The sequence below is a fragment of the Clostridium sp. genome, from assembly GCF_016650035.1.
GTDB lineage: Bacteria > Bacillota > Clostridia > Clostridiales > Clostridiaceae > Clostridium_AD.
Map to the genome: position 1 here is coordinate 33776 of NZ_JAENWM010000007.1, position 21933 is coordinate 55708.

General features: G+C 31.0%; 20 protein-coding genes. 3 read left to right on the forward strand and 17 right to left on the reverse strand.

Annotated elements, in window-relative coordinates; translation table 11 throughout:
- Positions 1-11: 11 nt before the first annotated feature.
- A complete protein-coding gene (locus tag JJD95_RS02925; RefSeq protein WP_291640254.1) occupies positions 12-2009 on the reverse strand; it encodes a DNA topoisomerase in 1998 nt (665 codons plus the stop codon).
- A gap of 171 nt (positions 2010-2180) precedes the next feature.
- On the opposite strand from JJD95_RS02925, the gene ltaE reads away from it, so the two are divergent.
- Positions 2181-3218 carry a low-specificity L-threonine aldolase gene (ltaE, locus tag JJD95_RS02930; RefSeq protein WP_291640182.1) on the forward strand — a complete coding sequence of 346 codons (1038 nt, stop codon included), beginning with the start codon at positions 2181-2183 and terminating at the stop codon, positions 3216-3218.
- Positions 3219-3901: 683 nt separating this feature from the next.
- Here the strand turns inward: ltaE and JJD95_RS02935 are convergent.
- The 3 genes from JJD95_RS02935 to JJD95_RS02945 form a co-directional block, all read right to left on the reverse strand.
- Positions 3902-4492: a GerMN domain-containing protein gene (locus tag JJD95_RS02935; RefSeq protein ID WP_291640184.1), complete on the reverse strand. Its 591-nt coding sequence runs from the start codon at positions 4490-4492 to the stop codon at positions 3902-3904.
- A gap of 45 nt (positions 4493-4537) precedes the next feature.
- Positions 4538-5311 carry a hypothetical protein gene (locus JJD95_RS02940; protein WP_291640186.1) on the reverse strand — a complete coding sequence of 258 codons (774 nt, stop codon included), beginning with the start codon at positions 5309-5311 and terminating at the stop codon, positions 4538-4540.
- A 97-nt stretch (positions 5312-5408) separates the two neighbouring features.
- On the reverse strand, positions 5409-7733 hold the full coding sequence (locus tag JJD95_RS02945; protein ID WP_291640188.1) for a VIT and VWA domain-containing protein: 2325 nt from the start codon (positions 7731-7733) through the stop codon (positions 5409-5411).
- Positions 7734-8035: 302 nt separating this feature from the next.
- On the opposite strand from JJD95_RS02945, the gene JJD95_RS02950 reads away from it, so the two are divergent.
- Together JJD95_RS02950 and gltX are read left to right on the forward strand one after the other, a co-directional pair.
- Positions 8036-9265 carry a 6-phosphofructokinase gene (locus tag JJD95_RS02950; protein WP_291640189.1) on the forward strand — a complete coding sequence of 410 codons (1230 nt, stop codon included), beginning with the start codon at positions 8036-8038 and terminating at the stop codon, positions 9263-9265.
- A 146-nt stretch (positions 9266-9411) separates the two neighbouring features.
- Positions 9412-10869 carry a glutamate--tRNA ligase gene (gene gltX / locus JJD95_RS02955; protein WP_291640192.1) on the forward strand — a complete coding sequence of 486 codons (1458 nt, stop codon included), beginning with the start codon at positions 9412-9414 and terminating at the stop codon, positions 10867-10869.
- 62 nt (positions 10870-10931) lie between these two features.
- Here the strand turns inward: gltX and JJD95_RS02960 are convergent, their stop codons facing one another.
- The 13 genes from JJD95_RS02960 to JJD95_RS03020 all read right to left on the reverse strand — a co-directional run bounded on the left by JJD95_RS02960 (position 10932) and on the right by JJD95_RS03020 (position 21883).
- On the reverse strand, positions 10932-13199 hold the full coding sequence (locus tag JJD95_RS02960; RefSeq protein WP_291640194.1) for a hypothetical protein: 2268 nt from the start codon (positions 13197-13199) through the stop codon (positions 10932-10934).
- Between the two features lie 144 nt (positions 13200-13343).
- Entirely contained in the window at positions 13344-13919 is a 576-nt protein-coding gene (locus tag JJD95_RS02965; protein WP_291640196.1) for a hypothetical protein, read from the reverse strand.
- A 298-nt stretch (positions 13920-14217) separates the two neighbouring features.
- A complete protein-coding gene (locus JJD95_RS02970) occupies positions 14218-14994 on the reverse strand; it encodes an A24 family peptidase (protein ID WP_291640198.1) in 777 nt (258 codons plus the stop codon).
- A gap of 171 nt (positions 14995-15165) precedes the next feature.
- Positions 15166-15594 (reverse strand): prepilin-type N-terminal cleavage/methylation domain-containing protein, encoded by a 429-nt coding sequence (locus JJD95_RS02975; RefSeq protein WP_291640200.1) that lies wholly within the window; start codon positions 15592-15594, stop codon positions 15166-15168.
- Between the two features lie 414 nt (positions 15595-16008).
- Positions 16009-16518 carry a DUF3267 domain-containing protein gene (locus JJD95_RS02980; RefSeq protein ID WP_291640202.1) on the reverse strand — a complete coding sequence of 170 codons (510 nt, stop codon included), beginning with the start codon at positions 16516-16518 and terminating at the stop codon, positions 16009-16011.
- A 79-nt stretch (positions 16519-16597) separates the two neighbouring features.
- Positions 16598-17020 (reverse strand): hypothetical protein, encoded by a 423-nt coding sequence (locus tag JJD95_RS02985; protein ID WP_291640204.1) that lies wholly within the window; start codon positions 17018-17020, stop codon positions 16598-16600.
- Entirely contained in the window at positions 17001-17117 is a 117-nt protein-coding gene (locus JJD95_RS02990; RefSeq protein WP_291640206.1) for a type II secretion system protein, read from the reverse strand. Before JJD95_RS02990 ends, JJD95_RS02985 begins: the two co-directional genes overlap by 20 nt.
- A 40-nt stretch (positions 17118-17157) precedes the next feature.
- Positions 17158-17520, reverse strand: a complete 363-nt coding sequence (locus JJD95_RS02995; RefSeq protein WP_291640208.1) for a type II secretion system protein — start codon at positions 17518-17520, stop codon at positions 17158-17160.
- Between the two features lie 24 nt (positions 17521-17544).
- A complete protein-coding gene (locus JJD95_RS03000; RefSeq protein WP_291640210.1) occupies positions 17545-18480 on the reverse strand; it encodes a PilX N-terminal domain-containing pilus assembly protein in 936 nt (311 codons plus the stop codon).
- Positions 18481-18635: 155 nt separating this feature from the next.
- Positions 18636-19394, reverse strand: a complete 759-nt coding sequence (locus JJD95_RS03005) for a hypothetical protein (RefSeq protein WP_291640212.1) — start codon at positions 19392-19394, stop codon at positions 18636-18638.
- Positions 19381-19953: a PilN domain-containing protein gene (locus tag JJD95_RS03010; RefSeq protein WP_291640214.1), complete on the reverse strand. Its 573-nt coding sequence runs from the start codon at positions 19951-19953 to the stop codon at positions 19381-19383. The genes JJD95_RS03005 and JJD95_RS03010 overlap by 14 nt, the downstream gene beginning before the upstream one ends.
- A 9-nt stretch (positions 19954-19962) precedes the next feature.
- Positions 19963-21093, reverse strand: coding sequence for a pilus assembly protein PilM (pilM, locus tag JJD95_RS03015; RefSeq protein WP_291640216.1), 1131 nt, complete (start codon positions 21091-21093; stop codon positions 19963-19965).
- 430 nt (positions 21094-21523) lie between these two features.
- A complete protein-coding gene (locus JJD95_RS03020) occupies positions 21524-21883 on the reverse strand; it encodes a type II secretion system protein (protein WP_291640218.1) in 360 nt (119 codons plus the stop codon).
- Positions 21884-21933: the final 50 nt, after the last annotated feature.

Sequence of the window (21933 nt, forward strand, 5' to 3'; positions counted from 1 at the left end):
AATTTCGAGAATTATTCCTCCACCTTTGATGGACTTTTGTAAAACGAACTTACCCTATCGAAATTATTTTTAAGTCTTGCCCCATTGTTTAGTTGAAGTACTCTATCAGTATTTTTAATTATATAATTTTCAAGCTTATCCATGTACAAATCCCCTGCTATTTCACTTTGGGTAACCATTGTTAATCCTTTTTCCCAACTAGCTGTTAACTCTGGATTTAACAGCGTAGGGATAGAGTTTTTCACCACATCATAAATAATTTCTCCAAGGAGTGTAGGCATAACCACTTGTGTTTTGTTATTAGCTTTAATGTATGTTATTTTTTCAAGTTTTGTTAAAATCCCTGAACGGGTAGCACTTGTGCCAATGCCAGAGCCTTTTATGTGCTCTCTTAGTTCTTCATCCTCAATAAGCTTACCTGCATTTTCCATGGCTATAATTATTGAACCTGTAGTAAACCTTTTAGGAGGAGAAGTCTTACCTTCTTTTACCACTAAATCTTCCAGCTTCACGGTTTGACCTTTTTTTAAGGTACTTAAAAATTTCATGTTTTTAGTTTCGTGATCATTACTATCGCTAACAGGTTTCAAAACCTCTAAATAACCTATTTCTGTGCAAACCTTATCTGAGGTAAAAAATCTTTCCTGTTCAATTTTTGTTATAACAGAAACTTTGTTATACACAGCAGGTGGATAAAATATTGCCAAAAACCTTCTAGTCACCAAATTATAGATTTTCTTTTCTAAATCTTTTAATGAAAAATAATTTTGAAGCCCTTCACCTGTTGGGATAATAGCATAATGGTCTGTAACTTTACTGTCATCAACATACTTTGTTTTAGCTATATTACTGTACCACTTTTTCTCTAGAATATTCTCAGCTATTCCCTTTATATCAGATTCCCCTTTTAAATTAATTAATTTTCTTATATTATTATCTATTTCTTTAGCCACTGATGTAGATAATACTCTAGCGTCTGTCCTAGGATATGTAAGCATTTTTTTCTCATATAATGCTTGAACGTGACTAAGAGTTTGTTCTGGGTTTATTTTATATATTTTTGAGCACTCATTTTGTATTTCTGCTAAATTAAACAGAAGTGGAGCATTTTTATTTTCTTTTTTCTTTGTAATACTTTCTACTATAGCTTTGCCATCACTACTAAAATCTCTAAGTTCCCCTATTAATTTTTCTGCGGTTTCCTCAGTCTTAAATCCACCTTCATTGTAAAGTAGTGGCGAGTCAAAATATTTAGAGCCTTCTACTGCTTTCCATTCCCCATCATAATTACAGCCTTCCTCTACGTTAAAGCTAGCAATAATCTTATAAAAAGGGGTAACAATAAATTCTCTAACTTCTCTTTCCCTTTGAACCACCATTCCAAGCACACAGGACATTACTCTACCCACTGCAATAACTATATATTTTTTACCAAGATAATTACTTACAGTTTTTCCATAGACTAAACTTAAAAGCCTAGAAAAGTTAATTCCCATTAGATAATCTTCTTTTGCTCTTAAATAAGCAGCTTCCGATAAATTATCATACTCACTTAAATCCTTTGCTTCTTTAACTCCACGAATAATCTCTGATTCTGTTTGTGAATCTATCCACACTCTTCGTTTTTGTTTTACAGGATTACCAGCCAAATCATCCACTAAACGATAGATATATTCCCCCTCGCGCCCCGAATCTGTACAAACATAAATTCTATCAATATCTTCGCGAATCAATTGATTTTTAACTATATTAAATTGTTTTTTCACGCCGTCTATAACTTCGTATTTATATATTTTAGGCAAAAATGGCAAGGTAGTTAAAGACCATTTTTTAAGTTTTACATCATATTTTTCGGGATAACTCATGGTAACAAGATGTCCCACACACCATGTAACAACTGCTTTTTCAGATTCTATAAATCCATCTGATTTTCTCCCATTTATTTTTAAGGCTTTGGCAAATTCCGCTGCAACACTTGGTTTTTCTGTAATAAATAATGCTTTACTGATAAGTACCACTTCGCTTTCCGTTTAATTACAACAATAATACTTTAAGAATTAATTATACCATTATTTATACCTGTGTGTAAGTAAATCATATTGTCTAAAGAAAAATATATATTAGGCACATTAAAACTTTTAAGCTATAATATATCTATAGTGATTTTAGGGGGGAAAACAATGGAATATATTGATTTAAGAAGTGATACAGTAACCGAACCTACCCAGAATATGAGACAAGCAATGTTTACGGCGCAGGTGGGAGATGATGTTTACGGGGATGATCCAACTGCAATAGCTCTAGAAGAATATGCGGCTAAACTCGTGGGCAAAGAAGCTGCACTATTTGTGCCAAGTGGTACTTTTGGGAATCAACTAGCACTCTTTACACATTGCACTAGAGGTAATGAAGTCATTCTTGCTGATGACTGCCACATAGTAATGCATGAGGTTGGTGCTTCATCAATAATTGCAGGGGTTCAGCTTAGAACAATAACAAGTAATAAGGGCGAACTTGACCCTGGAAAAATCGAAGCTAAAATTAGAAAAGAATATGAAGATATACATTATCCAGGTACTGGCCTTATTTGCTTAGAAAACGCTCATTCCGTTGGAAGAGTAATACCTTTAAGTACAATGGAAAAAGTTTATACCATAGCAAAAAATCATGAAGTGCCAGTTCATGTTGATGGTGCAAGGCTCTTTAACGCTGCTGCATATCTAGATGTAGATGCAAAAGAAATCACTAAATATTGTGATTCTGTTATGTTTTGTATGTCTAAAGCTCTTTGTGCACCTATAGGTTCTATGCTTTGCGGTGATAAAGACTTTATTGATAAAGCAAGAAAGAAAAGAAAGCTTTTAGGTGGTGGTTTAAGGCAATGTGGTATTTTGGCTGCAGCAGGACTTGTAGCCTTAAAGGAAATGATTCCTCAGCTTAAAATTGATCACAAAAATGCTCTACACCTTGGAAAAACGTTATCAAAAATTCCAGGCATAGTAGTAAATATGGAAGATATCCATATTAATATGGTTTTCTTTGATATGAAAGAAACTGGATTTAGCAGCGAGAAATTAGTAGAGAAACTTTATAGTAAAGGTATTAAAATCAATGGAGAAGAAGATGGGTTAATGCGTTTTGTTACTCACAATTGGGTTTCTGAAAAAGATGTTGATTTTGTAGTAGACTCTATGAAAGATATCTTTAATATAAATTAATTTTTATTTTCCAAATTTATCATGGTATATTAATTTCAAAAAAACATACAATAACTTTAATGATGATTTAAAGTGGTTGAGCCAAGAGTGCTCCGAGGCTAAAGTTTAGTGTTAGAGTATTCGGCCAAAGGTATATACGATATCCGAAAGGGTTTTTTATGTGCCGGAGGGAAGATTATTATGGGTTCTTAACAGCTGTATATGTGCCCAACTGTATATATATGGTTTTCCCGGATGTGTAATAGTCGAGCTAAGATGGTATAGGTTGCCGCAGGTTTTATTAGGCACATTAAATAAATAACAAACCAAAGATGTGAGGGATATTTTGTATCATAAAAGCGATAGGTTCCGTTGTTATACTTCAAAGGTTTCTGTCAAGGCCGTATGATGCAAAAGACTAGCATACTGATTTGTTATTTACATGAATGTATTTATTATATAACTAGGGGTTATTCTTGGTCGAGAGATTATTTATGGCTCCCAAGGTATTCTATATTGTCAAGTAAAGATGTGTATGTGTGCTGTAATGCTCTTATGTTGTCGAAAGATAGAATATGGGTGTGTAGGTATGTATATAGGTTGTAGCGTAGATTGCTTTGAGTTGTCGAAAATCCTAGGTTGAAAAGGCAAGTTATTATTAATAACTTGCCTTTTTATTGTAACTTATTAAATTATGTTTAAAATTATTTTTTTATCATTTCACTATCTTCACTCATAGGTACACGAGCATCATAGTGACCTTTAATAGAATCAACTTTTTTTCCATCAACAAGAAATTGAACTTTTGTTATCCCTAAATTCGGGTCTAAAATCAAAGTGTTTATAATTGAATATAGTGCCATTCCCTCTCCTGTAGACCCACCTGATATCTTTTTGACTGAGTTGCCACTAATGTCAACACTAGCTATTCCTTCTTTAACCTGCACGTCTAATAATGTTAAATCGGAAGGCAGTGTTTCATATAATTTTTCTGCACCTTCACTTGGTGCGCTAGGTCCTTTTATAAGTTCTAGTACCATGGCTTTAGCTGTAAGTTCTTCTATGTTTCTTTTCTCTCCCACTAAGTACATAGCTTGATCGTCGCTAAAATATAGTACCACTTCTTTAGTTTTTATTTCCTCATCTTTTACTTCTGTGGTTTCTTCTACAACTTCATCTGAAGTTTCTTTAATAATTACTTTTGAATCATTGTCCTTTTTTACCTCAGCTCTTTCACAACCTGAAAGTGTAAAGATTAAAACACTACATAATATTGCCGAAAGAATTTTCTTCATAATTGTCACCATCCTTTGTAAAATATGCTTAAATTATATCATATATTATGTCATTATATGATTGTTTTTATTAAAGATTATATTTTCAAAACTTACATACCTTTTAGAATATTTATTTCCAGGCGCATCTCTATAAGTACCATCCTTATCCAAAACCATAACTGTTGCTTTTTTATTTATTTTATGAATAAATCCATTATATTTCTTACCTTCACTAAAAAAACTAACTCTTTGTCCTATTATTATACCATATTTTTCTGATACTATTTCCTTTTGACTAGGAAGCTGATGATTCACCTCTGTGTGACCAAATAATTTATAAACCATAATTTTAAATCTTTGTTTTTTGCAACTAGATTCTTTAAATATATGTAATTCTAGTAAATGGCATAATTCATGTTCAAATACTATTTGGAATGCCTCTAAAGAATCTTTAGTGCTTATACCAGATACTATTTTCTCTCTTTCCACTTTATAATACTCAAAAAAGAACTTTATACCCATTCTAATTTCATAATTTTCCTCATCTTCTTGTAACTCTTTTATTTTTCTACTATAGATGGTTTTTCCTGCTGCAGAGGTCATTCTAGTGGATAGTGAAAATTTTAAGCACCCTATGAATTTTGTATTAAAATAACCACCAAAAAATTCTTCGTCATACAAGGAGAATAAAACTTTTAGGTCCTCATTTGACATTTGCGTTAGCCTTCCGCTGCTCACATTTTCAGATTTAATAATGAATTCATTTCTTATAACATTTCTTTTCCGGACTATTTCCTCTTTGTCGTATTTTAAATTTTTTATATACCCTAATATCATAATAATTACTCCCTATTAAAAAGCCAACTCATTTTCAGATCTAATATAATAGTATAAAAACCCAACATGCATGGCATATAGGATTTTTATACTAACTTTAAACAGTTTTTAAAATAGTCGTATTAATTATAAAATTCAATGTATCTTTTGATTCATTTGAACTTTCCTTTAACTCATTAAGAAAGTCATTTTGAATTTGCATTAAATCAACATCCTTTAATGCAAATGTTTCTTCTATTTCATGAATTTCCTTCTCTATAACTACTTTGGATGAAGATAGTACTATATTTTTTTTGATTGATAATTTTAAAACTAATAATAATTGTGTATATACTTCTTTACTTAAATTTAAATCAGAGTTTCTGAGAGTTTTTGTTAAATATTCAAGCGATTTATTTAATTGATTAGTATACAGCTTAACGTCATGATTACCTATTATAAATGCTAACATTGCTTTAATAGTATATTTTATATTGCTTTCTATGCCACTTTCAACATTAACACCAAAGGCTCCACTAGCTAATTGATTAGAAGCTAAAACTCTTAGCATTTCACTCTTTTGAAAATTAGCATATATCTCATTATTATCTTTTAACTGTGATAAATCTCTATAATAAAATGAAGTTGATTCAGAATCATCATCTAACTTATCATAGGAAATCTCTAAGCTTTTCGTGGTTTTAACAGGCAATATTTCTCTTATTCTTATTCCTAGTATTGGGTCTTCCATCTCTTCATAAAGAATAAAAGAAGTTTCTTTGCAAATTATACCAACTTTTTTAGAAATTTCAATAATTTTGTTATTCATTGCTTCTTGCAATTCTCCTCGTTCATATTTAACTCTATGTTGAAGAGATTCTATTCTTTTTTTGTACCATACTTTTTCGATTAAATTAACATTTTCTTCTAGTTCTAAGTCGTTCAGCATAATTCTTCTTTGAATTCTATTCTTGCCAACTTTTCCTTTTAAGGTTACAACTCCTTCGACTTCTCCATTGATCTTAGCAAAAATCGAAAATGGCTCTTTATCATACATATAACTAATTGTTCTTGGGAACGTTGTTTCTACTTTCATTTTACCCCAATCTATTTCAATGTCCGTAATTTGAGGATTTTTAATCCTATTAAATTGTTTAAGCACTATGTCTTCAATTCGCTCCCCAGGATAAATAACTTCCGCTACGCCATAGGTAATCTGAGCTAATTTATTTATGAAATAACTATTTACCGAAGTATCTATTCCAAAAGGGAATATTCTACTTTCTTTGATATTTTCTTCTACGAAATCTAATATTTCTTTTTCATTTTCCACTAAATCATCTGTAAAGAGGAATATTATGTTTTCCTCACTTTCACTTTTTTCAAGTAATGCATATTTTATTGCATCAAAAATAACTGCGTCTTTTTCTGCTACAAGATCTTGAATCCACTTACTAGCATTACTTAGATTTTTTTCGTTAAAATCAACCTTTAATTCTTTAGAAAAGTGGTGAAGTTCGTCTCCAAAAGCTACAATATTAAAGGTATCCCCTATGGTTAAATTCCTTAAACATAGCTGAAGAGCATTTTTACCCTCTATTAATTTATTTCCACCCATTGACTGAGATAAATCTAGAAGGAATATATAGTTTGCTCCGGATACTTCTTGCTCTATTTCAATTTCAGGTATAAATCTTAAATATAAAATCCCCTTATCTGCCCTAGGATAATCATAAATCATTCCTGTAGTTTCTAATTTTTCTTGTTCTTCTAGTATTATTTCTAAATCACTATTCATTTTTTGATTTTTTCCGTCTAAAGTTACTTTGTATAGATTATTTTCTTCATATTCAACCTTTAACTTATGAGATGAGCTCTTAAATTCTAATTTTGTTAGTGATTCGACAAGTAGCCTTAAAGTAAATTTATAATTATAAGCTTTACCTGTTTTACTATCTTCACCAGAAATTAATTCATCATCTTTAGATAGATTTATAGGAGTAATTATTGTTGGAATAATTAATTTCATATTATTATCTTCGTAGCTAAGTTCTTCGATATAGGACACTTTTATTTTTACAACTTCATTAGGAATTATCTTGCCAATAACTATTCTAAATATATTATCATTAAATTCCTCTAAAATAATAGTTGTATTATCTTTACCCTTAAAGTTCTCATATATTCTACTGGCTTCTTCCTTATCTTGTATTAACCCTTTTATAGTCCTTCCACCAAGTACTGCTTCAAATCCTGATATAACTGCTCTCTCTGGAATTGGAAATGTATAAACTGCCTCTACATCATTTGTTCCTCTATTTTCATAAACATGGTCGATAGTATACTCTGCGAATTCCCCACATAAATTTCCTCTAATATTTACTTCTTTTAAAATTATGTTGTTTTTCAATTGTTTGCCATGATTACTTGAATGAATTGCCATTGTATCCCTCCTGATTTTATAAAACAAAAACTTTACAGAATGATTCAAATACTATATATATATTTTATCATTAATATCCAAATTAGTCTTTGAATTTTTTGCGACAATTTAATTTTATACCAGTATTTTTACATATTTTATATTTTTCCTACACTTTAGCAATTAGAAAATCATTCACATTGCTAAAATGCGGTTAAAAGTTTCATCATAACTTGAGTAACTCAAGCTTATATATTATAATTAAGTATAAATACTATAGATTGTAATCACAACTTCTGTCCTATGAAAGGGGAAATTCATAAATGAAAAATTGTATAGTAGCACAATCAGGCGGTCCAACTTCTGTAATAAATGCTAGCGCCATTGGCATTCTCGACACCAATAATAGTCTTCACTTTTACGATAACGTCTATGCTGGTATAAATGGAATACAAGGTATTTTAGACAAACATATTGTAAACCTATCTAGCATTCCCTATGATGAAACTCGTGGATTAAAGTATACTCCATCCTCAGGTCTTGGCTCTTGCAGATATAAATTAAAATCCCATGAAGAAAACAGTTCCGAGTACATAAAGCTTTTTGAGATATTAGAGGAATACCAAATTAAAACCTTTTTCTATATAGGTGGTAATGATTCACAAGATACTGTACATAAATTCAGCATCTACGCAAAGGAACATAATAAGGATGTAAAATTTATAGGCATACCTAAAACTATAGATAACGACCTACCTATTATGGATCATACCCCTGGCTTTGGAAGCGCAGCCAAACTAATTGCCACATCAGTTCTTGAAAACTTCCTAGATGCCAGTGTATATCCTGCAAAAGGAGTGTTCATACTTGAAACTATGGGCCGGGATACTGGGTGGCTTGCAGCTAGTGCTTGTATCGCAACTATTAACGGTAGTCCTGCTGCAGATTTCATCTATCTTCCCGAAGTAGCTTTTGATACTGACAAATTCCTTTCTGATGTAAGTAAAAAACTTACTGAGAAAAACCATGTTTTCGTAGTAGTATCTGAGGGAATCAGGACTAAAGAAGGTAAATTCTTAGGTGAAACTTTGGTAACAGTTAATGATAAATTTGGCCATGCTCAGTTAGGTGGAGTTTGTGGCTATCTTAAAGAATCACTTTTAAGCACTAATACCGCTGAAAAAGTTAGAGTTTTAGAACTTTCTACAATTCAACGCTGTGCTATGCACTGTGCATCTCAAACTGATATTGATGAAGCCTTTGAGGTTGGCAAAGCCGCTATTACTTATTCAATAAACGGAATAAGCGGCAATATGATAGGTATAAAAAGAATATCAAATTCGCCTTATATTGCAGAAACTTTTGTCCTTGAAGCTTCAAAGGTTGCTAATAATATTAAGTATTTCCCTATGGAATGGATAAACGAGGAAGGTAATAATGTTACAATGGAAGCCTATGATTACACTTTGCCATTAATAATGGGAGAACCTAAAATAACAATAGAAAATGGTCTTCCAAAATACACATTTTTAGATGAGGCTTTTAATTTATAAATTTAAATCATAATTAAGCCAGCTTTGATATGCACAATCTTGACATAAAATGCACAGTATTGTACTATTGTATTGTATATTTGAGCAGTATATGAAAAAATTTCATGTTTTTATATAGCAAAAATTAAACAATAGGAGTGAAAAAAATGAGTACTAAAAAAATAAGAACTAGATTTGCACCAAGCCCCACTGGAAGAATGCATGTTGGTAATTTGAGAACTGCGCTATATGCTTACTTAATAGCTAAGCATGAAGATGGAGATTTTCTATTAAGAATAGAGGACACAGACCAAGAAAGATTTGTAGAAGGTGCTGTAGATATAATATATAACACCCTAAAGCTTACAGGTCTTAAACATGATGAAGGCCCAGACCTTGGTGGAGATTATGGTCCATATGTACAAAGCGCACGACGTGACATATATACTAAGTATGCAAAACAGTTAATTGATAGTGGTGAAGCTTATTACTGTTTCTGCACAAAAGAGAGACTAGATAAGTTAAAATCTGAAGTAGAAGGAAACAGTGGTAATTTTAGATATGATAAACATTGCTTAAACCTTACCAAAGAAGAAATAGCAGATAATTTATCTAAAGGTATGCCTTATATTATAAGACAAAACAATCCTACTGAAGGGTTTACCTCTTTTAAAGATGCAATTTATGGTTCAATTTCAGTAAATAACTCAGAACTAGATGATATGATTTTGATAAAATCTGATGGACTTCCTACTTATAACTTTGCAAACGTAATTGATGACCATTTAATGGACATTACACATGTTGTTCGTGGAAATGAATATTTATCTTCTTCTCCAAAATATAATAGGTTATATAAGGCTTTTGGATGGGAAGTTCCAATTTATGTCCACTGCCCACTAATAACAAATGAAGAACATCAAAAATTAAGTAAGAGAAGTGGCCATTCATCCTTTGAGGATTTATTAGAATCAGGATATTTAATGGAAACAATAATTAATTTTATAGCCTTACTTGGTTGGAATCCCGGAACTAACGAAGAGATTTTTAATCTAGAGGAACTAGTTAAAGCCTTTGATTACAAAAACATGAGTAAATCTCCAGCGGTTTTTGATGCTGTAAAGCTAAAATGGATGAATGGAGAATATATTAAGAAATTGCCATTAGACGTATTCCATAAGATGGCTCTGCCTTTTTATGGTGATTTAATAACTAACAAGAATATAGATCTAATGAAAATAAGTCCTCTTGTTCAAACAAGAATAGAGTTCTTGCATGAAATTCCTAGTCATATTGACTTCATTGAAAATTTACCACAATATGATATTGATTTGTATGTACACAAAAAAATGAAAACTACACCAGAAAATTCATTAGAAAATCTAGAAAGTCTGTTACCAGTATTAGAGAATCTAACTGATTGGTCACTTGATTCATTGCACACTACAATAATGGAATTCATTAAAACTCTAGGAGTTAAAAACGGCCAAATGTTATGGCCAATAAGAACTGCTTTATCTGGCAAAGCTTCATCTCCAGGCGGTGCTTTTGAGCTTGCTGAAATTTTAGGTAAAGAGGAAAGCATTAAGAGAGTTAAAATTGGAATTGAAAAGCTTAAAAAATAAATAGTGCTAAAACTAAAAAAGATAGAGTTTCCGACTTTTATAGCCGTAATCTCTATCTTTTTTTAGTTACTAAACCCTATGTCATCTAATAATACTTCACCTTCAGTGGTTTTATTAAATATAAAATTAATATATTCAATATTACTAAGACTAACTTCAGGGTTTTTGACCATGAAATTTTCCAGTGGTATTCTATAACTTTGAAGCCCCATCTCCATTTCATTATCATATATTTTCTCTAAAAATGACCATTTGGTAAATTTCACTTTAAATGCAGGATTTAAAACTCCAACCTCACTTAAAGCTACCTCTGAAACTAATCCATTTTCATCTTTAACTTCAATAGTTAAATCAATATTATCTATATTTTCACTAAATCCTGTATCAGCCAATGAAAAGTTTAATATGCTACTCTTACTTAGCTCCCTCTTAGAGAAATCTTTTGGTAATTCAACCTTGTAAGTTGCAAAGCTATTTTTACTTCTTGTTTCAATGCCATAAGTATTTTTCCACCTAAGAAATACTCCACTATTGTTTTTTTCTTCCTCATTTCTTAAAGGAGTATCTTTCTCCCTCCAGAATGTAAAGCGCTCACCTTTAAGCTTTACTCCGGAAGTTGTACCTGTAGTTATATCAACGTCCTCCTCAAAATTTGCTATTACGCTATAACTAGAATCCTCAAATTTACTAATATATTTTGTCTGAGGTAATATTTTTTGCCCATAATTATAATTTTGAAATAATTTAATATAATCCCTTTTGTTATAAAGAGTATTTTGTAAAAAAGAAGATATATATATCTTCGCAATTTCTCTCTGCTCCTCTCCCGCAAGCATTGAATTTACATTTAGAAACAGTCCACTAGGTCCACCTATATCGATATTCCCCCACGTAGTATTAAACTGCCCATGGTTAGCCCCTTCAATATAGAGGGATGTTTTAAAATACTCTTTATCATCAGTAAACGCAATACGATCATACTGTAAATCACCATAAAAACTTGATACATCTCCATCCTGTGAACCTTGAAGCACCAAATAATTAACATTCTCAAGTGGTGTTAACTTACCACCTGGTTTGTACTGTCCATCTGTAGGCGCAATAGCTACAACAGATTTAATATTAAACTTAAAATCAAACCCTATATCAGCATCATTTGGATAAAAGTCAAGATTATTAAACGTTGCTGCCGTAGCCACTGCTTCTCCACCTCTTGAATGGCCTATTAATGCTATGTTTTCCATATCTACTTTTTCATAAAAAATATTATCTATGCTTTGGTTCCACTTTTCAAAAACCTCTAAATGTTTAAGAAGCATCCACGCTCTTGCATCATTTTCATTTCCCATACTTCCACTCCAAGAGCCATTCAAAAAATTCTCATCTACGGATACTGCTATAAATCCTTGACTAGCAAATAATTCTCCTAAATACGCATATCCGCTATCCGAATAATCTTCCATAGCATGATTTCCATGAACTATCATAACTAAGGGGTACACACCTTCCTCTTTTGGATACCACACTGTACCATTTAAAGGATATTCCCTCTCAGTAAAACCCCAAAATAATTCTCTCATCTTACCTTTAAATCCAGATATTTTCCCTACCATTTGAGTAGCATTCACAGTACCAGATATTAACTTAGCGTCTTTTCCAAATTGAGGTCTTTTATCGTTACCACTTCCATAAGTTAATGAGCCTACAGTATATTTGCGGTCATCTAGTGGATTTCTAAAATCACTATCTACAACTGCTTGTACACCATTTACTATTGAAACTTCATTTACTTTCTTAAAACCAAGATTCACATTAGTAAATGCCCAAATACCTAAGTATACATTTACAACTATACTAATGAGTAAAAAAAACAACACTTTATTTTTCTTAATACCCTTTTGCCCCATTTTTTTTATGTTAATAGCCAGAGATGTTTCTACCATAACTATTAAAACAGTGCAAATGATTGCTTGCCATAGCTCTATAAATAAAAAACCTTTAAAAACAATAGTTAATATTAAAACTCCCGAAAGTAAAATAATAGTTGTTTTTTTAGGTAAATGTCGTAGCACTTTAAAAATCAATTTAATCAAAGCCATACTTAGCAGTAATGCAAATACCCCTATTATTGTTAAAATAGCAGAATCCACTACTATCCCTAGCCCTGTGTTTACATATCTTCCTATTATGGCGAATACTATTATTGTAGTTATAATTAACGCTAATTTTATACCAGTCGAGTACTTATCCAATCTTTCCATACTCTCTATTATTTTTTTATTATTTCGATTAAACTTCACTTTTATAAACCGTACTATTTTTTTAATCATAGATTTCCTCCTTCGACTATATGATACTTATGAAAAACACAAACCCCCTCTATTTTACATCTATAGAAAGGGTTTGTGTTTATTATTTTGTTTAGTATTTTATTTAAAATTGCTTTACTTCCTGATACATAAGAATAATAACTTCTAATTACTATATTTAAAATAAATTAATGAACTTAAAAACCTCTGATATTTAGTAATCTCAGAGCTGACTTCGCGTCCTCTAAAGAAAACCATTGAAATAACTTCCCATAAAAACACCCATCCGCCTATATTAAATCCTTGTTGTATAGTTCCAAGGAATATATTATCACCAACAGTTGTACCTAAAAAAACAGACACTGCAAGGAGACCAAGTGATGTTATTATATATTTAAATATCTTGTGATAATTATCTTTTAAAACTTTAATTTCTTGATGCAAATAAAAAGAATAATAAGTTTTTATACCTGCAATTAAAGATTCTTCTCTATTTACGTCTTTTCCCTCTTTTGGTAAGTAGAAGCATATATCCACTCCATGTTTATCCGGGATTTCTTCAAAACAATTTTCAAGAAAAATTGCTAAATCCGGATCCATATCTCTTTTTTTGAAAGGAGCGTGGTCCCAATCATTAAATATATCATTATACTTGTCTAAAGCTACCTGTATAACATAATTTCCGGTAGTAGGACTTTTCTCATAAATCTTTTGAAGATAATCACTTTTCTTTGCTTTCATGGTTTTTTCCTTCCATTTGCTATTCATGTTCTGCAATACATTTTGCATTATATCAACCCTTCACAACCAATACAGTTATGTCTCATTATACACCGATTTCTTAAAATAGCCAAATAGAGCCATTCTAGATAGTCGGAGGATTATCGAAACCATTCACGTTATACTCTAGTTTACGTTAAAGTCCACATGTTTAGACTGCTATTCGATAATTAGAGCCTTAATCGTTATGTTATCTAACATAATTATGATACTACTTGCTTTTATTATGCACAAATAACATTATGTTTATTACTATTATTTATAGATATAAATTAAAATACCAATTTAAAATTTTCTCCCCATAAATAATTATTAAAAAAGTTGCCATTATAATGGATGGACCAAAAGGCATTTCCGCTCTACCTTTTTTCTTTTTAAAAATAAGTAAATAACCACCAATAACCCCACCAATTATGAAAGAAAAAAACAGCATCATAAAGGTTAATTTGAAACCTAAAAACAATCCACAAAGTCCGCAAATTTCAGCATCACCCCAGCCCATACCCTCTGTTCCAAGAATAAGCTTGGACATTAAAATAATAAAAGTTATAGTACCCGCTCCAAGCATCCCACCATAAACGTAGGTAAGTACTTGTTCACCTAGGTAAAAGTTAACCCCTAGAAAAACAATACCCACTCCTATAGCCATCCAAGTAGTTGTGCTGTATACATCCATTGTGTCATAATCTATCATAGCTATAATTACTAAAAAAGGTATTAGTATTAAAAACTTTAGAAGATTTATATCTAATCCATACTTAAAATAAGTTAATAAAAATAGCGTAGCTGTTGAAAGTTCTACTAGGGCATATCTACTAGATATTTTCTCCTTGCAGTTTCTGCATTCTCCTCCTAAGAAGATCCAGCTAATTACTGGTATAAGATCATAGGGCTTTATACCATTACCACAGGAAGTGCAATGCGAGGGTGGAAATGATATACTTTCCCCTCTTGGAATCCTGTATATACATACATTTAAAAAACTTCCGATTAATAGTCCTAGAATAAATATTGTTATTGGAAAAATGCTTTCCATTAGTGGAGCCCCCTTTTGTTTGGCTTTGTAGTTTTTGACTCTATTGTTAATTTTAACATATATGTAGAAATAAGAACATTAAAAAATTTATTGTCCAAAGTCATATGTGCTTTGGACAATCAGATTTAAACCTAAATAGAATTATCAATCTTCTATTAGTAAACCTTATTATTATTTGTTATAGGGTTCTACTTTTGTTGCTAGTTCCGGGTATAATTGAAATTCATTCGTATCGTCAAGATCAGCACCTGCAATAGTTTGAGTTTTATCTGAAGCAACTGTTACCGTTACTAAATCATCAGCCACAGCTATTGTAAAGTCTCCCGATATTAACTGAGGTGTTGGGTACTGTGAAAGGTACTTTACTATGTCAGCTGCAACAGGAGCTTGGGGTGCTTCAAAAATCACATTATCGTTCATGGCCAACACCGTTGCATCTGCAATGACCCTCGCACTTGCAATATCTGCTTTTACTTTTGCATCCTTTTGTATATTAGAATACTTAGGCACCGCAATTGCTGCCAGTATGCCAATAATTGCAATTACAATTATAAGCTCAATTAAGGTAAACCCTTTTTTCTTTTTTAAAGTCTTTTTCATTTTCTAATTCCTCCTAATATCTTTTTTATTTTAACTCCTTATGAGAGCTAATATCTTTTTATAGTTAGAAATTGTGCTTTCACGTATGATAGCTGTTTTATAGAGTTTTTTATTATTTCCATAATTAAAAAGCCTACTATAGGAAAAATGGTAACCTAGCTTCATGGTTATATAAAGAATATTAGCCATACTTTTAATAAAATATACCTCCCTTAATCCTAAATTTCTTATCATTTATGAAAACCTTCTCAGTTAAATGAGCTGAAATAAAGCATTATGCCATATTAATGGATTTAAAAAATAATTATAAAATATATTTTTCAGTACTTTAGATTTGAACAAAAATAAAGAGTGAATTTCAATCCTAAAAATAGGATAAAATTCACTCTAATCTAAAATATTATATTAGTTTTTCTATACCACATCAAAGCCATATATTCTATCAACTATCTTACTATTAAAGTGACATTTCATAAGTCTATACGACATATATAAATCTCCTGAAGCACCTAATAAATTAAATAGGAATATTACACCACCAAGCGAAGTCGGCAATAATAATGATGCAATAGACATCACTGTTACTGGTGCTAGAAGAATAATTAAAAATTTAGTACGCTCTATAGGCAGCTGTGAAATTTCCATAGTATAAGCATAAATTCCTTTGAACCCATACTTAACCTTACCACCAAAAACTTTAAATGCAAATCCATGTATAGACTCGTGTATAATTGATATTGGAACCATTAAAAGTAGTGCATATATAAAAAAATTAATTACTAAGTATTCACTTGGATAAAAGATAAAAGGCCTTAGAAAAAAATTGTCAATTATACTATCTGCGTTACTTCCTAGAATTTTTACTATTATAAGTGCTATAAAAATACATATTACATGGGTTTTCCACGAAATTTTAAAAGACATGTCCATCACCTCATTTAGAAGTATTGACATGTTTTTCGGTTATTAAACTATTTTTATGACCGTAGCCATAACATTTGGTTTAGTTGTATGAAATTACTGATCCAGTAGTCCCGTCCATCAAAATATTACCACCAATATTCAATAACATTACCGTAGAGTCCAAATTGAAGGTCTGATTCTTTAAAGTCTCTTCTACTTTAAAATATACTGTATTATCTTTAATTTCAAATTCCAATGTAGTCGTAATATTTGTTGACGTTCCTCCTATTATATTTGTTATGGTACCATTATAATATTTCTTAAGTTTTCCACCATCTACATAAATATATTTTTTAGTTGGATCATTAGTGGCTGGCATGGTTGTTAGTAATGTTGCATCACTACTGTACCTAAGTTCTTTTGTTATATAATTAGCCGCAAGCCTGGTATTGGATTGTATATCTGATTTTGCAACACCATTATTAAAAGATTTATATCCAAAGTTACCCATGGAATAAGCCATTGTTAATGGCTATCCCAAGTATTGCTATAGTCACAACTAATTCAACAAGTGTAAATCCTGACTTAAAAATTAATTTCTTCTTAGTATTAATGCACATTAAGATACATCTCCCTTTAAGTACAATAAAATACTTTTTATTAATGAGTAGTAAAGGTAGTTAATTCTTTAGATGTACTACCATAATTATAAGGTACATCAATTTGTCGTCCAGGTATTAGGATTTCATTAGTTGGATCTCCTGAGAAGGTCAACTTAATAACTGTAGCTGTGTTTACTACACTACCAGTTAAAATCGTAGAATCATTAATATTAGTTTCTATTTGATTTTGTGCGGTAAAATGAGAATCACTTTTTTTACCTGAGTTTGAAATACCAACTATACTACTTGTAAACATTTTAAGAAAAGATGTACTTATTATAGCCAGTATAGCAATAGATAGAACAACTTCTATTAATGTAAAACCTTCTTGATTTTTAATTACACTTTTACCTTTAGTCATATTTTCACCCTCTTTTATTATATACTAGCTCCAAGTATCCGTATAAAATATAATTTCGTGTGTAGATGAACCAGGAAAATTAATATCTCCGATAGGTATTTTATCTAATGTTTTGAATTCATCATGACTTTTTATTTCTGAACCATTTTTATAATAGTACCATTGTGAATCATATTGTATTCTCCCCCATTTTTCAGTTGTATCAATTTTATCAGTTCTAATTACACCAACTGAGGGTAAAACCTTTAAAACTAATTTTCCATCATTTTTACCATTCCTATTCATAACTAATTTTACATCGAAAATTAACATACCTGCATTTAATGTTAATGGGCTTTTAAAGTTCCAAATATCAGTGGTGAACACTATAGTATCCGCTTCGTAAGTTGGAGTTTTCTTTTCAATCTTTAACCTTTTGTTAGGCTTATCAAAATCTACTGTTACTATTTTCCCCTTCCCACTAAGCACATTTGCATCATCGCTTGCTTGTCCACTACTTGGGTCATACCATAATAAATCGGCTCCAGAAACTGTATCACCTGGCGGATCCGTAACTGTGGTAGTTCCTTTTACCCTTGTTACTATTACTGTTTGTTGAACATTTCCAACCGTGCCCACAGAAATTATGGTTGTAACAGAGCCTACCTTTTTTATTTCGACTACAAATTTTCCGTTCATATTTACTGGCTGAGCATTAACAAATTGGTTTGAATTATTTAAAAATACAGGTTCACATGTTCCAATCGGTTTAATAACAATGTCTGGATTTTCAAATGCGCTTAAAGTGGCTTCTGCGCCTGAACGTGCAAGATAATGGGCTTGTAATCTTTTATCTTCATTAGATGCTTGCCTTGTTTCTGAAAGGCTAATATTTAACATGGCCATACCAAGTATTGTCATAACAACCATAACCATAATAACAACAATTAGGGCAGATCCCTTATTATTTTTTGGTATCATAAGTATATCTCCTTTAAAAACAAATTTACAATAAAGCACATCAAAATTCAAAATATTTCTATCCATTTATCACTATATTTTTTGTAATTTTTACTCATTTTCGGTTTTGTAACATAAAGATTTGCTAGCTCTATACCTTCATTGTTAACTTATACTTAAGTAGATGCCCCAAGAAAAGGATTTCCAATACCGCTAGGCGCTTTATAATCCCAGTCAAATTCATAATTATCATTAAGCTTAGGAACACCATAAAAATCTAATATAATAGTTCCTGATAAATCACTACCCTCTGCTTCAAGTAGGTATATGCTATTTATAATTACTTTTTTATCATAATCTTCTACTTTCTCTATAAAATTCATAAGTTCATCATAACTACCGCTAAACTTAAATGTAACTTGCATTTTATATGCACCAATAACATTTGAATTAGTAATGTTTGTATTTTCACTAGTACCATCTTTTACAGTCGTACCATTAAAGTCGCTTACTAACTTGTCTATTTCATTTGTTGCATTTTTACTATCGTCTTCAACTTTTGCAGTTTTACTTGTATCTACTGCGGTGTTTTCCCTACTTACTTCTGAAAATTCTAACGTTTCTGCTTGAAGATTACTTTCTTTAATCATTTTGTCTAAAACTACTATAATTTCTTCCTGCTCTATTGAAGGAAATAGCATATCTGTTACCTTAGATATTTTAGTATTTAAAGTGCTATACTGCTCTTTTCTTTTATCTTGTGATGCAATCTTTGCTTTACCCTGCTCCCATTTTTGCGAATACTCATCTCTACTGGCTTTTAATTCAGTTATCTTTTGATCTTGTTTTGTATAAATAAAATTATAATAACTGTAACCTAATAACATTAACAATAAAGCTCCTATTAGTATTTGTTCCCTTTTAGTTACCTTCATTATTATCACCGTCCTTTAAAGTACAATATATACTAAAAGTAAGGTTTTTGTTTTCTGTAGATGACGAATCTATGATAGAAACATGAACTTCTTTTATACTATCTAAGTTTCTTAAAGCTCGCTCAAATACTGCTACTGATTCTCTATCTTTTCCTTCGGCTTTAAGTTGCATTCCACTAGCATCCAAAGTAATATCTTTAAAATACACACCGCCAGGAACGCAAGAATTTATTTCATCCATTAGTTGACTACCTATAATGTCTTTACTATTTATGTCATCACTAATATTTACCACAATATCATGATACTGATTCATTAATGCCAACTTCTTTTCTTCATCTTCTATTTCTTTTAACTTAACAATATTCTCTTTTGAATTTAAATTTTGCTGTATATCCACTATTTCTGAATTCAACTTACTTATTTTAAAATAATTAAAGGCATAAGTAAAACTAATGAATAAGATTAACCCCATAGATAATACAACAGCATATAAATATTCTTTTTTAAAATCTTTTCTACTTCCCGAATATTGAGAAAAAAAGTTAAAATCCTTCATAAGTTTCACCTACCTCAGTCTTATTATCGCTCCTATAGCGTTTAAATATTTGCTTAATTCCTCATCTATTCTAGCTGGATCTACTTTAGATGATTCTACTTTAAATATGTCTTTTTTAGATAGATCTACTTTAGATTCATTTATTTTAGAACAGTTTACATTACTTAAGCTCTGTATTTTGATAACAGGTAAGTTCAATGCATCTTTTATAAATGTTTCTATACCTTTAAGATTTGAACTTCCTCCATAAATATATATCTTGTCAACTTTATTGCCTTGTTCTTTATTTTTATAATAATTAAGCAATCTTTCTATTTCGTGAATCCAATTTTTCACTTGTACTTTTACAATATTATTTACCGTTGAACTCTGAATATTACTTAGAGAATCTGCTTCTAAATTACAACACTCTATCTTTTGCTTTTCTGCTTCTTCTTCTGAAATAGATAACTGCTTAGCAATATCAATATCTATATGAGCGCCACCATAAGTGATAATTCTAGTAAACTGCACATTTCCACCTGTAACAATATTTACATTCATAAAATCATATCCTAAATCTATAACTGCAACAGTGTCTTCCATACTGTAATTTTCATCATTAATTTTTATATCGTAAGTAAATAACTTATTAATACTATTGGAACTAATATCTAATGCTACTGCATTGCCTTTTAATCCCTTTATTAAATTATAATATCCATCTGCCATGGTTTTAGGATACACTACTACTGTAACCTTAGCTTTTTTCACACCGACCTCTTCAAACTCTTTTAATACTTTATATTGCATTATATAATCATCAAACCTAATTGGTAAATATTTTTCCATTTGAAACTTAATTATAGCGTCCATATCTTCCTTTTTAGCAACTGGGGTATCAATATCTCTAGTTATAATTAATGTGCTTTTTGTGGTGATAATGATATTTTTACATTTTATATTTTCCTTTTGTATCACATCTAAAATATCAGTTTTGAATTTAGTTATATCTAAAATATTTCCATCATTATAATATCCTACTGGAGTAGGAATATTGATGGCTTTTTCTATGATAACATTTTTTTTGCTTTGACTTCCTAAAACTAGTTTTGTATTTTTTGAACCTATGTCTATGGATATAACTTTTGAGTTGAACATGAGTAGTCACCTCTTTTTTAGTTTATTTAATTGAAATGTTTAATATGAACTTCCAGCTATTGTTGCGTACCCTAAGGTGATAACAATAACTGGAAGTTGATGTTTGTAACCTTGAGTTATTGGCCTACGTAGATTGTTCTACCATCAGGCTCCATTGCTGACTCTTTGTTTAATATAATATTTCCATTCGCAGTTTGTTCATGACTCCTGGGGCCTTGAGAAGAAACTGAACTTGCTTCAATTTCCATATACTGGGTAGCTGACCCGACCCCATTCCATTAAATGGGTTAGCGGAGCAAATCCGTTTAATGGTTGCTACATTACCTTTCCATTAAATGGATTTGATTCATGACCCCTTGGGGCTTTGTGAGACCCGAAGGGTTGAACTTGCTACTGGTGGACGGACCATCGTGCTGCTTTTCTAATAGTTCTAATCAATTGTAGCTGGTACAGAAACATTTACATTACCAGATACATCTACGCTAACTGTTACAGCTACATCAGCATTAGATGCATCTTTATAATATGCTGTTTCATCAAGATAATTATCGGTAACAAGTTCGTCTTCATCAATACTACCAAAAGCAACTCCATCATAATAAGCAACTGAAGCGGCATTTTTCACAACCTGTTGTGTAGCAACATTTGCTTTATTCTTAGCACTACTTTGAACTTTTGCAAACCTTGGAATAGCTATCGCCGCCAATATCCCCAAAATTGCAATAACAACAATAAGCTCAATCAGCGTAAACCCTTTTTTCTTCTTTTTCTTTATTAAATCCATTTCCATTAATAATGCCTCCTTATAAATTAATTATATAATAACGACTCAACTACGAA